This is a genomic window from Roseococcus sp. (assembly GCF_965227005.1).
In the GTDB taxonomy this organism is placed as follows: domain Bacteria; phylum Pseudomonadota; class Alphaproteobacteria; order Acetobacterales; family Acetobacteraceae; genus Roseococcus.
This window is the reverse complement of record NZ_CBDDFJ010000009.1, coordinates 21,181-34,795: the sequence shown is the minus strand read 5'-3', so window position 1 is coordinate 34,795 and position 13,615 is coordinate 21,181. Positions and strand designations below refer to the sequence as shown.

Sequence of the window (13,615 nt, the reverse complement as noted above, 5' to 3'; positions counted from 1 at the left end):
AGACGCAATAGGATTTGGCCCCGCATGACCCTCCCCACGCTCGATATTCTCGGCATCGGCAATGCCATCGTGGACGTTCTTGCGCCCACGGATGAAGCCTTCGTCGCCAATCGTGGATTGCCCAAGGGCGGCATGCGGCTGATCGACGCGGCCGAGGCGGAGGCGCTCTATGCCGCCATGCCGGCCGGAGTCGAGAGCTCGGGCGGCTCGGCGGGCAACACCTGCGCGGTCGCCGCGGGGCTCGGCGCCAAGGTGGGCTTCCTGGGCAAGGTTGCCGCCGATCAGCTCGGCGAGGTCTTTGCCCATGATATCAAGGCCGTGGGGGTGCATTTTCCCACCCCGCCGCTGGCCGGCGGTGTTCCCACGGCGCGCTGCCTGATCCTGGTCACGCCCGATGGGCAGCGGACCATGAACACCTTCCTGGGCGCCTGCGTGACCTTCGGCGAGAAGGATGTGGACGCCGCCGAGGTGGCTCGCGCCAAGGTCGTCTATCTGGAGGGCTACCTCTTCGATCCGCCGGAGGCCCAGGCCGCCTTCAAGGCCGCCGCCCGCGCCGCCCATGCCGCCGGCCGCAAGGTCGCCATCACGCTGTCGGACGCCTTCTGCGTCGGCCGCCATCGGGAGGCCTTCCGTGCCTTCGTGAAGGAGGAGGCCGACATCCTCTTCGCCAATGAGTCCGAGCTTCTGGCGCTCTACCAGACGGACGACTTCGAGGCCGCCGCCGCCCAGGCCGCCCAGGAGGTCGAGATCGCGGCCCTGACGCGCAGCGAGCACGGCTCGATCATCTTCGCCAAGGGCGAGCGCCATGTGATCGCGGCGGAGCCCACCAAGGTGATCGACACGACCGGCGCCGGCGACGCCTATGCGGCCGGCTTCCTGGCCGCCTGGTGCAAGGGCCTCGCCTTGCCCGAGGCCGGGCGCTGGGGCAGCATCGCGGCCGCCGAGGTCATCAGCCATTATGGCGCGAGGCCGCAGGTGGACCTGAAGGAACTCGTTGCGTGATCCGACTGCTCGTCCTCTCGGCCGCCCTCCTGCCGGGCCTGGCCTTCGCCAGCCCCGGTGCGCGCGCCGAGGCGAGCCGCCAGGTCGCTCAGGCGGATTCGATCCGCGAGCTGCAGCGCCTCCAGGCCAATCCCGACCAGCCGCCGGGCGTGGCCGCCCAGCGGCGCGACGCGGCCGAGGTGGATGCGGCCAGCGTCGACGACGCGGCCGGACAACTGCGGGCCGCCTTGACCTCCTTGCGCGCCGGGCGTCCCGGCCCGGCCAATGAATTCCTCGAGCGCGCTCAGTCCCGCCTGCTCACCCGCGACACCGCGCCCGCCCGGGCCGGCGAGGCGGTGACCGGCGGGCCGGTCGGGCGCATTTCCGCCGCCCGCGCCGCGCTTCTGCGCAACGACCGAGGCACGGCCCAGAGCGAGATCGAAGCCGCTCTGGGCGAGCTGAACCGCCCCACCCGCCGCCCTCGCTGAGAATCCGATGACCCCTGACCTTCCCCAAGCCCCACCCGCGATCCGTGACGCGATCCTGGGATGGCTCGACCGCTTCTCCGCCACGGTGCGCGAGGTGGACTACAAGAGCGCCTATCCCTTCTGGCATCCGCGCATCATCGCCTTCGGCACGGTGAAGGCGCTGGTCGAGGGGCTGGAGCCCTGGCGCGACCAGCAATGGGAAAATGTCTGGCCCAGGACCACCGATTTTCGCTTCGTCCTCGATGTGACGCGCATTCTGGCCAGCCCCGACGGGCAGATGGCCGTGGCGATCGCGCCCTTCACCTCGACCGGCTATGCGCCCGACGGCACGCCCTTCGACCGGCCAGGCCGCGCGACGCTGGTCCTGATGCCCGGCGGCGCCGAAGGCTGGATCAGCGTGCACAGCCATATGTCGCTCGCGCGCGGCGTGCCCGCGGACAGCCACGCGAACCGGCCGGTCAAGGCGCGCTGAGGGCGCTTAGAGCATCACCCGATCACACGGAATCGTCTGGTCGGGTAAAGATGCTCGTAAAAACAAAAAGCTAGAGACTTCGAAGTGAGCCCTTGCGAACGAAGAAGACTCTAGCGGCAGATCAGCCGGGTGCTCTCGGTGATGCGGTGACCATCGAGGATGCTGGTCCCATTGGCCAGCACGTATTCCCGGAAAGTCCGGCCCGGGAGGGTCTGGGTGGGGTGGATGTCCCGGTTCGGCTGGGCGTTGACCATCTGGAACCGCACCTCGAAGCGGATCGGCTGCAGCGACGAATTCGCGATCCGCGCCACGTAATTCCAGGTTCCGCCCGATCCCGGGCGGGTCTGGGCATATTGGACGGCAAGCCGGTCCGCGCCGAGGCAGGCCCGCTGCGCCTGGGCCGTGGTGGAAGCCAGGCCCAGCAGCATCATTGCCGTGAGGACAAGGTTCAGCGCCTTGATCGGCTCTGAATCGGTTGGGCGATTCACGGATCGCGACCCAGCGGCGAGAGGCAATTTCTGGCGGTCTTTCGCGTTTTTCCTGAACTGGCATAGGATCGCGGAACGCGCGCATAAGACCCATGCATGTCGCGCCGTTGCATCTTCGCTGGCAATTTCATCGCGGCCCCCCTATGTGTGCGCCGCAGCAACGTCATTTTGCCGATCCAACGCCGCCCGGGCACGTTTTGAGCGCGGGCCACAACCATGCCCGGAAGCCCAAACATGTCCATGCGTAACCTCGCAATCATCGCGCACGTCGATCACGGCAAGACCACCCTCGTCGACCAGCTCCTCAAGCAGTCCGGCATGTTCCGCGAGAACCAGCAGGTCGCTGAGCGGGCCATGGACCGCAACGACCTGGAGCGTGAGCGCGGCATCACCATTCTCGCCAAGTGCACCGCGGTGGACTGGAACGGCGTCAAGCTGAACATCGTCGACACCCCCGGCCACGCCGATTTCGGCGGCGAGGTGGAGCGCATCCTCTCGATGGTGGACGGCGCGATCCTGCTCGTCGACGCCGCCGAGGGCGTGCTGCCGCAGACCAAGTTCGTGCTCGGCAAGGCGCTGGCCCGCGGCATCCGCCCCATCGTGGTCGTGAACAAGGTCGATCGCCAGGACGCGCGCGCCCATGAGGTGCATGACGAGGTGTTCGACCTCTTCGCCGCCCTTGACGCGAACGACGCGCAGCTCGACTTTCCCATGCTCTTCGCCTCGGGCCGCCAGGGCTGGGCCGATACGTCGATGGAAGGTCCGCGCCAGAACCTGGACGCGATGTTCAACCTCATCGTCAGCCACGTGCCCGAGCCGACCGTGGACCGCGACGCGCCCTTCGCGATGAACGCCTCGATCCTGGAATACGACAACTTCCTGGGCCGTATCCTCACGGGCCGCATCGAGCAGGGCACCGCCCGCCTCAACATGCCCGTGAAGGTGCTGCGCTCGGACGGCACGGTCGTCGAAACCGGCCGCCTCACCAAGCTGCTGACCTTCCACGGCCTGGAGCGGGTGCCGGTTGAGGAAGTCCACGCGGGCGACATCATCGCCATCGCCGGCCTGTCCGACACGACCATTCCCGACACGATCTGCGCGCCCGAGCAGCAGGTTCCGCTGCCTGCCGTGCCGGTCGACCCGCCGACGCTGGCCATGACGTTCCGCGTGAATGACGGCCCGCTGGGCGGCCGCGAAGGCAAGAAGGTCACGTCGCGCCAGATCCGCGACCGCCTGCACCGCGAGGCCGAGGGCAATGTCGCCATCCGCATCCGCGAGAGCGAGGAGAGCGACGCCTTCGAAGTGGCCGGCCGCGGCGAGCTTCAGCTGGGCGTGCTCATCGAGACGATGCGCCGCGAGGGCTTCGAGCTCACCATCGGCCGCCCGCGCGTGCTGATGCGCGAGAATCCCGAGACCCGCGTCCGCGAGGAGCCCTTCGAGGAGGTGCTGGTCGACGTGGACGAGGCCTTCACCGGCGTCGTCGTGGAGAAGATGTCCATCCGCAAGGCGCAGATGCAGGACATGCGGCCTTCGGGCGGCGGCAAGACGCGCATCACCTTCATCATGCCGTCGCGCGGCCTGATCGGTTACCACTCGGAGTTCCTCACGGACACGCGCGGCACCGGCATCATGAACCGCCTGTTCCACGGCTATGCGCCCTATGCGGGCGTGATCGAGGGCCGCCGCAACGGCTCGCTGATCTCCAACGTGGACGGCGAGACGACGCAGTACGCGCTCTTCGCGCTGCAGGAGCGCGGCGCGCTCTTCGTCGATCCGGGTGCGAAGGTCTATGAGGGCCTGATCATCGGCGAGAGCTCGCGCGGCGACGACATGGAAGTGAATCCGGTCAAGGAGAAGAAGCTCACCAACATCCGTGCCGCCGGCAAGGATGAGGCGCTGCTGCTGATCCCGCCGCGCCGGATGAGCCTCGAGCAGGCGATTGCCTACATCGAGGACGACGAGCTCGTGGAAGTGACTCCCTCGGCCATCCGCCTGCGCAAGCGCCACCTGGACCCGAACCAGCGCAAGCGCGCGAGCCGCAAGGCCGAGGGCCTGCCGGTCAAGGGCGAGGCGGCCTGAGACGACGCGCGAGGGGCTCGCCCCTCGTGCCTTCCAGCCAGGGCCGGTGGCCCTGGCCGACCATCACTTGCCAGACCCGCGCGAGGGGCTTCCACGGTTGGAAGCTCCTCCGCCGGCCCGCTGCCAGAGCGCGCCTCCAGGCCGAGAGCCTCGATACCGGCAAGACCATCGCCGGAAAAATTCCTCCCCCCATCCTTCGTAGCTGTCGCCGCGTCTTCGCGGGCGACATGCGCCTGATTTCCGCCCGCCGCGCCCGACCTGGCGTTGCGGACATCCTTTGTCATATGCCTGACACATAGCAACGCGCCGGACACGGCATCTGAAGCGCACGGCCATCAGGTCGATCGCAAAGGATAGCCCTATATGTTCCGCCCGCTTCTCATCGCCGGCCTGCTGATTTCGGGCAGTGCCCTCGCCATGCCCGATTCCCGTACCGCCCCGGGTGGCGTGCTCGGCCAGGCGCCGACCCATATCGACGGTACGGATGGCGGCGGCCAGCCCGTCATCCATCGCCCCGAGATCCCCGCTTCGGAGGCCGTGAGCAACGGGGTGGCACGCCAGGCCACGACGGGTATCGACCGCACGATCACCTATTCGGGCCCCGGGCGCGGGACCTTCGGCTCCGAGCGATCGCCCACCATCGTCAGCAACGAGAACGGTCGCCCCGAGCTCCGCTACTCGAACTGACCCCTGGGGCGCGCGGCGACAGCCGCGCGCCCTTTTTCGTGTCCACAACAATGGGAGAGACCAAGATGATCCGTACCGGACTGATGGCTGCCGTTCTCGCGACGACCGGCGGCGCCGCCTTCGCGCAAGGCGGCGGCGACACCTGGCAGTTCCGCTGCCCCACCGCCGGCACCACCGTCGAGCAATCGACCGGCGCCGCGCTGCGCTACCGCGCGGCCGGCACGCCGGGCATCTGCAATGTCGGCGGCCAGCAGCGGCTGCTCGGCTACTGGTCGATGCGCGAGGGCTTCCAGGAAGCCGGTGGCGCGAGGCTCGCCGCCGCCTTCGCGCAGGGCGTGGACCTCGGGCGCGCGGCGCCGGTGAGCTTCGAGTATTTCGGCCCGAACCGCTACGCCATCAGCAGCCACTACCAGGAGACCTGGAGCGCCGCGCCTGGTGGCGCCGTGACGACGCCCGCGGGCACCTTCGACACGGTGAAGGTGATGCGCGCCTTCCAGGTGGTCGGCGTCACCTTCAGCTACACCCAGACCGTCTGGTTCGACCGTGCGACGAATGCCCCGATCCAGGCGCGGGTCGAACATCTCAATCCGGTCCAGGCGCCGACGCTGGTGAACTGGGTCGCGACCGACGTCGCGCGCCAGCAGGCCTCCGCCGCGCGCTGACGCGCCTCACCGAACGGGCAGGGTGATCCGCACGCTCAGCCCGTTCGGCTCCGCTTCACGCAGCTCCAGGCTGCCGCCCTCGGCCGTGGCGAAGCGCAGCGCGGTGGCCAGGCCGAGCCCGACCCCGCCGCCGCCGCGCGAGGGATCCAGCCGCACGAAGGGCGACAGCGCCTGGTCGCGCCGGTCCGCCGGAATGCCAGGGCCGCGATCGGACAGCTCGATCAGGGCGAGCGGCCCTTCGCGGCGCAGCGCGATCCGCACGGGCGGTGCGCCGTATTGCACGGCATTGGTCACGAGGTTGCGCAGCGCCCGCTTGGCCGCGATGCGCCGCAGCGGAAACACGCAATGCGCCGGGCCTTCATAGGCCACGTCATGGCCCATATCCGCGGCCTCGCTCGCCAGGGTCTGCAGGATCGCGGCGAGGTCCGCATCGACCGCGGGCTCGCCGTCGCGGCCCTCGCGGAAATAGGCCAGAGTGCCGGCGACCATCGCCTCCATATCCGCCACCTCGGCCTCGATCTGCGCGCGTTCCTCGCCAGGCGGCAGGAAGCCGGCGCGAAGCCGTAGTCGCGCGAGCGGCGTGCGGAAATCATGGCTGAGCGCGGCCAGGGCCTCGGTACGGTCCTCGATCAGACGCACGATGCGCGCCTGCATCGCGTTGAAGGCCTGGGCCGCATGGCGCACCTCGATCGGGCCGTCCGTCGGCAGCTTCGCCGGGCGCGGATCGCGGCCCATCCGGTCGGCGGCCTCGGCGAGGCGGCGCAGCGGCTTGGTCATCCAGCCGACGATGGGGAAGGCGAGCAGCAGGATGCCGAGCGCCATGGCCGAGACGGGCAGCCAATGGTCCGCCCGCACGGGAAATCCGGCGTAGCGGGGCGGATGGGCGGTGAAGTGGATCCAGCCGCCGCCCGGCGCCGCGACGGCGCCGCTCGCCGAAGCGCCGCGCACCACGGGGCCGGATTCGCCGAGCTGGTCGAAGAGCTCGACGAAGCGCCCGGGGGCCGCGGCAAGCCCGGGGGGTGGCGTGGCCTGCCAGCGCAATTCGAGGCCCGGCAGCGACCATTCGCGCACCACCCGGTCGCGCGCCGCCTCCGCCTGTCCGGCCGCGACGGCGCTGGCGGCGAGAATGCGGTCGGCCATGCGCGTCTCGAAGGCCGAGAGCTCGGCCCGATGCAAAGCGCGGTCGTGCATCAGCATGCTGCCTGCATCGAGCACGGTGAGCCCGCCGACGAGGACCAGCAGGGTCCGCCCCGCGAGGCTGTCCGGCCGGACGAGGTGCCAGAGCTTCATCCGCGCCGGACGCTCGGCACGAGGACATAGCCGCTGCCGCGCACCGTCTTGATGATGGTCGGGCTGTGCTCGTCCGGTTCGATCTTGCGGCGCAGGCGGCCGACCTGCACGTCCACCACGCGCTCGGAGCTCTCGACGCCGATGCGCCGCTTCGCGACCTCCATCAGCTGTTCGCGGCTCAGCACGCGCTGGGGGTGTTCCAGGAAGGCGAGCAGCATGTCGAATTCCGCGCCCGAGAGATCCACCGCCGCGCCGGCGGGCGAGAAGAGCTCGCGCCCCTTGAGGTCCAGCATCCAGCCGGCGAAATGCAGGCGGTGATCCGTGCGCGTGGGCTCGGCCGGATCGCCCATGGAGCGACGCAGGACGGCGCGCACGCGGGCCACGAACTCGCGCGGACCGAAGGGCTTGGCGACATAATCGTCCGCGCCCATCTCGAGGCCGAGCACGCGGTCCGTCTCGTCGCCGCGCGCGGTGAGCATGATGATGGGCACTTGGCTCTGCGCGCGCAGCCGGCGGCAGAGGTCGAGCCCCGAGGCGCCGGGCAGCATCACATCCAGCACGACGAGGTCGGGTGGCGCGGCGGCATTGGCCAGCAGATCCCACATCTCGCGGCCGTCGCGCGCGGGCATGACGCGAAACCCCGCCTCCCGCAGCAGCCGGGCGACGAGATGGCGCATCTCGCCGTCATCTTCCACCACCAGGATTCTCGCATCCGGAGCGAGGAGCCGTTCCTCCCGCTGATCCACCTGCCACTCCCCATGGCCGCCGCTTTGCTGGCGCGAGGGCCGATGCCGGCTCAGGGTAGCACGCCCATCGCCTGATTCATGCGCGACCGCGCGCGGTTCGCCTCGATCCCGGCGCGGCCTTCGTCATTCGCCGCCTCCAGCCGCAGCTGGCGCACGCGATAGAGATCGAAGGTCCCGGTCTCGCCGCTGCGGAAGGCGCGCAGCGCGATCCCCTCCTGCTCATTGGCGACCGTGAGGCGCTGGCGCGCGAGGCGCTGCGCCTGCTCGGCCGCCGACTGCTGCTGAGCCGCGCGCCGGACCTCCGCATCCACCAGCCGCCGCGATTGCGCGAGCAGCGCGACGGCCCGCGTCACCTCGCTCTGCGCCTCGGCACGGCGCGGCGCGTTGCGCGCCTCGGTCGAGAGCGGCAGGCGGAAGCGCAGGCCGATGCTGGTGGAATCATTGGTGCCGAGCCCGTTCTCCTGCCGCAGGAAGGTGCCGAGTTCGGGATTGTCGCGCGGCGTCGCGGCCACCAGGCGCTCGCGCGATTCCGCATGGGCGACGGCGGCTTCGGCGGCACGCAGCGCGGGATGCGATCCGCGCGCGCGGATCGTCTCGACCGGCAGGTTCGGCTCCAGCCCGCCGGTCATCACGCGGTAGGCCGCGACGGCCAGCTCCGCGTTGGATTCCGCCTGGGCCAGGCTGAGCTCCGCGCCGAGGGTCTCGTTGCGCGCGAGCAGCGCCTCGGTGGGCGGGATATCGCCGAGATCGGCGCGCCGCGTGACGTCGCGCGCGATCTCGCGCGCGGTGCCGAGGCGCTCCCGTGCGAGCTGCTGGGCGCGCCGCGCCTCGGCCGCATCCCACCAGGCTTCGCGCAGCAGGCCCGCGACCTCCAGGCGGCGCAGGAGGATACGCTGCTCGAATTCGGCGACGGCGCTCGTCACCGTGCCGCGCAGCGCGCCGCGCTGGCCGGGCAGCCACATCGGCGCGGAGAAATCCATCTCCATCTCGCGCTGATCGCGCGGCCCGCGCGTGTCCGAACGGAAGGAGCCGCTGATGGAGGGTGGGCCGGCGATGATGGATTGCGCGGTGACGCCGCGCGCCCCCGCCGCCGTCCGCTGGCCCTCCAGGGCCCGCATGCTGGCGTCGAGGGCAAGCGCGGCCTCCAGGTGCTGGGAGAGTGTGCCGCTCTGCACGGCGGCCGCGGGCGCGCGGGCGCGATTCCGCGGCGAGGCATTCTGGGCATGGGCGCTGAGGGGCAGCAGCAGCGCCGCGCCGAGCATCAGGATCTTCATCTGGGTCACTCCGCCGGGGCGTGCTGGATTTCGGGCGTCTTGGCCTTGGGCAAGGCGAAGCGCTCGTAGAGGATCGGCAGCAGCACCAGCGTCAGCACGGTCGCCGTCACCAGCCCGCCGATGACGACGATGGCCAGCGGCTTCTGGATCTCGCTGCCCGGGCCCGTCGCGAAGAGGAAGGGCACCAGCGCCAGCGCCGCGATGGCGGCCGTGAGCGTCACCGGCGTCATGCGCCGGCGCGCGCCCTCGCGCACGGCCTCCTGAAGACTCAGCCCCGCTTCCGCGACGAGACGGTTGATGTAGCTGATGAGCACCACGCCGTTCAGCACCGCGATGCCGATGAGCGTGAGGAAGCCCACCGAGGCCGGCACCGAGACGAACTCGCCCGAAGCCCAGAGCGCGATCATCCCGCCGATCAGCGCGAAGGGAACGTTGCAGAAGACCAGCGTCGCCTGCCGCACCGAGCCGAAGGTCATGAACAGCAGCAGGAAGATCGCCGCCAGCGCGATCGGCACCACGACGGAGAGCGTGGCCATCGCGCGCTGCTGGTTCTCGAACTGCCCGCCCCAGATGAGGCGGTAGCCCGGCGGCAGCGGCACGTCCCGCTGCACGGCGGCCTGCGCCTCGGCGACAAAGCCGCCGATGTCGCGGCCGCGCACATTGGTGATGACCGTCGCGAAGCGTTCCGCCTGCTCGCGGATCACCTGCACGGGGCCTTCCTCCTCGCGGATATCGGCCACCTGGCTCAGCAGCACCGTGCCGCCGCCCGGCAGTGCGATCTGCACGCGCGAGAGCCCGACGGCCGATCCGCGCAGCCCTTCCTCCCCGCGCAGCAGCACGGGAATGCGGCGGTCACCCTCGAGCACCGAACCGACATTGCGGCCATCGACCCAGACGCGCAGCGCATCCTGCACATCGCTGGAATTGAGGCCGAGGCGCCCGGCCGCCAGTCGATCCACCTCGACGGTGAGATAGGCCATGCCGCCGTTGCGCAAGGCGAAAACGTCGGAATTGCCGGAAACCTGGCGCACCACCGCCGCGATATCGCGGCCGATGCGGTTCAGCTCCTCCAGGTCCGGGCCGATGACCTTGATCACCACGTCGCCGCGCGAGCCGATGATCATCTCCTGCACGCGCATGTCGATGGGCTGGTTGAAGGAGAAGGTGATGCCGGGGACGCTTTCCATCACGACGCGGATGGCATCCATCAAGGCGGCGGTGCCGCCCGCGCGCATTTCCGGCCGCCACTCCTCGACCGGCGCGAAGGTGAGGAACATGTCGGATTCATTGAGGCCGACCGGGTCGATGCCCAGCTCGTCGGCGCCCGCGCGCCCCATGATGCGCTTCACCTCGGGGACCGCGGCCATGATCTGGCGCTGCAGGCGCAGGTCCATGTCGGCCGCCGCCTCGATGCCGATCGTCGGGTGCTTGCGCAGGGTGATGACCGGCGTGCCCTCGTCCATCACGGGGATGAAGATGCTGCCCACCTGCGAGAAGGCGAGCACCGCCAGAACGAGGCCCGTCACGGCGGAGCCGCCGATGGCGAGGGGCCGCTTCATCGCCCATTCCAGGAAGGGGTCGTAGACGGCGTGCATCTTGCGCACGAGCCAGGGCTCGCCGGCATGGCCGCCGCGCAGCAGCAAGGCGCAGAGCACCGGCACGACCGTGAGAGCGAGCGTCAGCGCCGCCAGCAGCGCGAAGGTGATGGTCAGCGCCACCGGCCCGAAGAGCCGTCCCTCCAGCCCTTGCAGGGACAGCAGCGGCACGAAGACCGCCACGATGATGATGACGCCCGAGACCAGCGGGATCATCACCTCGCGCGTCGATTCCGCCACTAGGACGAGGCGCTGCTTCAGGGTCGGCTGGCCATGATGCTCGCTCATGCGGTGCGCCGTGTTCTCCACGACGACGACGGCGCAATCCACCAGCAGGCCGATGGCGATGGCCAGGCCGCCCAGGGACATGATGTTTGCCGAGAGCCCGTAGACCGACATGACGCCGAAGGTGACGAGCACCGCGAGCGGCAGGCTCAGCGAGACCACCAGCGCCGCGCGCCAGTTGCCCAGGAAGAGCAGCAGCAGGATGACGACGAGGGCGATGGCCTCCAGCAGCACCTTCTGCACGGTCCAGACGGCTTTGCCGATGAGGTCCGCGCGGTCGTAGAAGGTCACGAGGCGCACGCCCTCGGGCATCTGGCGCTCGATCTCGGGAATGCGCGCGCGGGCGCCCTCCACCACATCGCGCGCATTCACGCCGCGCAGACCCAGCAGGATGCCCCAGACGGCCTCGCCTTCGCCGTCGCGCGTCACCACGCCGTTGCGGGGCAGGGCGCCGAAGCGCACGTCGGCCACATCGGCCACGCGCACCACGCCCGTGGGGCGGGCCGCGAGCACGATGGAACGCACGTCCTCCAGACTGCGGATGCGGCCCTCGGCGCGGACCAGCAGGGCCTCCTCGCCGTCGCGGATCCGGCCGGCGCCGTCATTGCGGTTGTTGCGCTCCAGCGCCTCGCGCAGCATGGCGGTGGTGATGCCGCGCGACGCCATGGCGGATGGGCTTGGGATGACTTCATAGGTGCGCACGAAGCCGCCCAGCACGTTCACGTCGGCGACGCCGGGCACGGAGCGCAGGATCGGGCGCACGATCCAGTCCATCAGCGTTCGCGCGTCGGTGGGCGTGATGTTCTCGCCCTCGATGGTGAACATGAGCATTTCGGCCAGCGGCGTGACGATCGGCGCCAGGCCGCCCGAGACGCCGTCGGGCAGGTCGTCCATGGCCTGCTGAAGGCGTTCGTTCACCTGCGCCCGCGCCCAGAAGATGTCGGTCCCCGGCGCGAATTCGAAGGTCATCAGCGTGACCGAGAAGCGCGTGGTGGAGCGCATGAAGACGAGGTCGGGAATGCCCCGCATCATCTGTTCGATGGGATTGGTGACGCGCTGCTCCAGCTCCTCCGGCGCGAGGCCGGGCGCGCGCAGCGAAACAAGCACCTGCGTCGGCGAGACGTCGGGGAAGGCGTCGATGGGGAGCGCCTGGTAGGAGCGGAAGCCCCAGACCGCGAGGCCGGCGGCGAGGATCAGCACAAGCAGCCGCTGGCGCAGCGCCGTGTCGACGAGACGTGCAAGCATGTTCGTTAGCTCTCGTCGCCGTCGGAAAGCTCGCCGAGCAAGGCCAGGATGCCTCGCGTCGCGACCTGGTCGGTGGCGGCGAGCTCGCCGCGGATGGAGGTGAACTGCGCGGTCTCGTTCAGAACGGTCACGGGGCGCGCGCGGAAGCCCTCGGGCGTGCGCAGGAAGACCCAGCTGCGCTCGCGATGGCGCACCACGCTGCCGGCGGGCACGCGGAACTGCCCGCCCCCATTGCCCCGCAGCGCCATGGCGACGGTGACGGCCTGGCCGGGACGCAGCGCGTCGGTCCCGCTCGTCATCTCGGCCACCGCCGTCACGCTCTGCGTGCTGGCATCGACCGAGCGGCCGATGCGCAGCACCGTGCCCTCGGCGCCCTGGGCGGGGACGAGAACGCGCGACCCCTGCGCCAGCGCCGGCACCCGCGAGATGGGCACCTGCGCATTGACCCAGAGCACGCTGAGATCGCCGATGGTGATGAGCGGCGCGGCCTGGGCCACGCGTTCGCCGGCGGTCGCGGCGCGCGTGAGCACCACGCCGTCCACCGGGCTCTTCACCGGAAGCGAGGGCTGGATGCGGCGGGTGCGGCGCAGCTCGGCCACCTCCTCGTCGCTGAGTCCGAAGAGGTTGAGGAGCTGCACGCGCTCGTCCAGCGCGGCGTTGGCGGCGGTGGCCTCGGCACGGGTGGTGATGAGGCGGCGCTCGGCGATCACGCGCTCGCGATGGAGCTGTTCGTCGCGGCGCAGATGGTCGGTGGCGAGCTCCTTCGTCGTCACGGCCTGGAGGAAGAGGCGCTGCGCCTCCACCAGCTCCGTGCTGCGAAGCTGGGCGATGACCTGACCCCGGCGCACGACCTCGTCGGGCGAGACGGTGAGCGTCTCCAGCAGCCCGGCCGCGGGGGCCGCGACGACGCGCAGCTGCATGGGCGGAACCACGACGACGCCGGGCAGGGCGATTTCGGCGGGGCCGCTTTCCGGTTCGGGATTGCCGAGCTCGAAGGCGCCGCTGCGGAGCTGGCGTTCGTCGAGGCGAATGATGATGTCCGGCGTTCCTGGCTGCGCCAGCGCGGAGGTGGCGAGGACAGAGAACAGCAGCGGCGCGCAGAAGCGCCGCGCGATGGCCAACGGCATCACGATTCCTTCAATTGTCGAGGGCGCCCGGACATCCGGCCCACCCTGTTCGGCAATCCCTTGGACGGCGATCCGGAGCCTGTCGCGTGAGCGCGATCTATTCCCTAGAACATTACAATTGGTTCACAATTGACCGGGCTTCAAGGGGACCGGCTGTGAATGTCTTTAGGCGGGGGAGGCTTTACGGGCGCTGAAT

General features: G+C 70.2%; 12 protein-coding genes. 6 read left to right on the top strand and 6 right to left on the bottom strand.

Annotation, left to right across the window (positions count from 1 at the left end):
- The first annotated feature begins 24 nt into the window (after nucleotides 1-24).
- The 3 genes from ACO057_RS04570 to ACO057_RS04560 are packed head-to-tail and all read left to right on the top strand — an operon-like array spanning nucleotide 25 to nucleotide 1,941.
- Nucleotides 25-1,002 carry an adenosine kinase gene (locus tag ACO057_RS04570; RefSeq protein ID WP_421989171.1) on the top strand — a complete coding sequence of 326 codons (978 nt, stop codon included), beginning with the start codon at nucleotides 25-27 and terminating at the stop codon, nucleotides 1,000-1,002.
- Nucleotides 999-1,469, top strand: coding sequence for a hypothetical protein (locus ACO057_RS04565; protein WP_421989170.1), 471 nt, complete (start codon nucleotides 999-1,001; stop codon nucleotides 1,467-1,469). Before ACO057_RS04570 ends, ACO057_RS04565 begins: the two co-directional genes overlap by 4 nt.
- A gap of 7 nt (nucleotides 1,470-1,476) precedes the next feature.
- Nucleotides 1,477-1,941, top strand: a complete 465-nt coding sequence (locus ACO057_RS04560; RefSeq protein ID WP_421989169.1) for a YybH family protein — start codon at nucleotides 1,477-1,479, stop codon at nucleotides 1,939-1,941.
- Nucleotides 1,942-2,051: 110 nt separating this feature from the next.
- Here the strand turns inward: ACO057_RS04560 and ACO057_RS04555 are convergent, their stop codons facing one another.
- Nucleotides 2,052-2,429, bottom strand: a complete 378-nt coding sequence (locus ACO057_RS04555) for a hypothetical protein (RefSeq protein WP_421989168.1) — start codon at nucleotides 2,427-2,429, stop codon at nucleotides 2,052-2,054.
- A gap of 234 nt (nucleotides 2,430-2,663) precedes the next feature.
- Here ACO057_RS04555 and typA point away from each other — a divergent pair, with 234 nt between their 5' ends.
- From typA to ACO057_RS04540, 3 genes are all read left to right on the top strand, one after another.
- Nucleotides 2,664-4,508: a translational GTPase TypA gene (typA, locus tag ACO057_RS04550; RefSeq protein WP_421989167.1), complete on the top strand. Its 1,845-nt coding sequence runs from the start codon at nucleotides 2,664-2,666 to the stop codon at nucleotides 4,506-4,508.
- Between the two features lie 363 nt (nucleotides 4,509-4,871).
- A complete protein-coding gene (locus ACO057_RS04545) occupies nucleotides 4,872-5,195 on the top strand; it encodes a hypothetical protein (protein ID WP_421989166.1) in 324 nt (107 codons plus the stop codon).
- A 65-nt stretch (nucleotides 5,196-5,260) separates the two neighbouring features.
- Nucleotides 5,261-5,857, top strand: a complete 597-nt coding sequence (locus ACO057_RS04540; protein WP_421989165.1) for a hypothetical protein — start codon at nucleotides 5,261-5,263, stop codon at nucleotides 5,855-5,857.
- Nucleotides 5,858-5,863: 6 nt separating this feature from the next.
- On the opposite strand, the gene ACO057_RS04535 is transcribed toward ACO057_RS04540, so the two are convergent.
- From ACO057_RS04535 to ACO057_RS04515, 5 genes are read right to left on the bottom strand one after another with little or no spacing between them, the layout of a single operon-like run.
- Entirely contained in the window at nucleotides 5,864-7,147 is a 1,284-nt protein-coding gene (locus tag ACO057_RS04535; RefSeq protein ID WP_421989164.1) for an ATP-binding protein, read from the bottom strand.
- Nucleotides 7,144-7,893, bottom strand: a complete 750-nt coding sequence (locus ACO057_RS04530) for a response regulator (RefSeq protein ID WP_421989163.1) — start codon at nucleotides 7,891-7,893, stop codon at nucleotides 7,144-7,146. Before ACO057_RS04530 ends, ACO057_RS04535 begins: the two co-directional genes overlap by 4 nt.
- A 50-nt stretch (nucleotides 7,894-7,943) precedes the next feature.
- The gene (locus tag ACO057_RS04525) at nucleotides 7,944-9,167 is read right to left on the bottom strand and encodes a TolC family protein (protein WP_421989162.1); all 1,224 of its coding nucleotides are present in this window, start codon (nucleotides 9,165-9,167) and stop codon (nucleotides 7,944-7,946) included.
- Nucleotides 9,168-9,172: 5 nt separating this feature from the next.
- Nucleotides 9,173-12,292 (bottom strand): efflux RND transporter permease subunit, encoded by a 3,120-nt coding sequence (locus ACO057_RS04520; protein WP_421989161.1) that lies wholly within the window; start codon nucleotides 12,290-12,292, stop codon nucleotides 9,173-9,175.
- 5 nt (nucleotides 12,293-12,297) lie between these two features.
- Nucleotides 12,298-13,419 carry an efflux RND transporter periplasmic adaptor subunit gene (locus tag ACO057_RS04515; protein ID WP_421989160.1) on the bottom strand — a complete coding sequence of 374 codons (1,122 nt, stop codon included), beginning with the start codon at nucleotides 13,417-13,419 and terminating at the stop codon, nucleotides 12,298-12,300.
- Nucleotides 13,420-13,615: the final 196 nt, after the last annotated feature.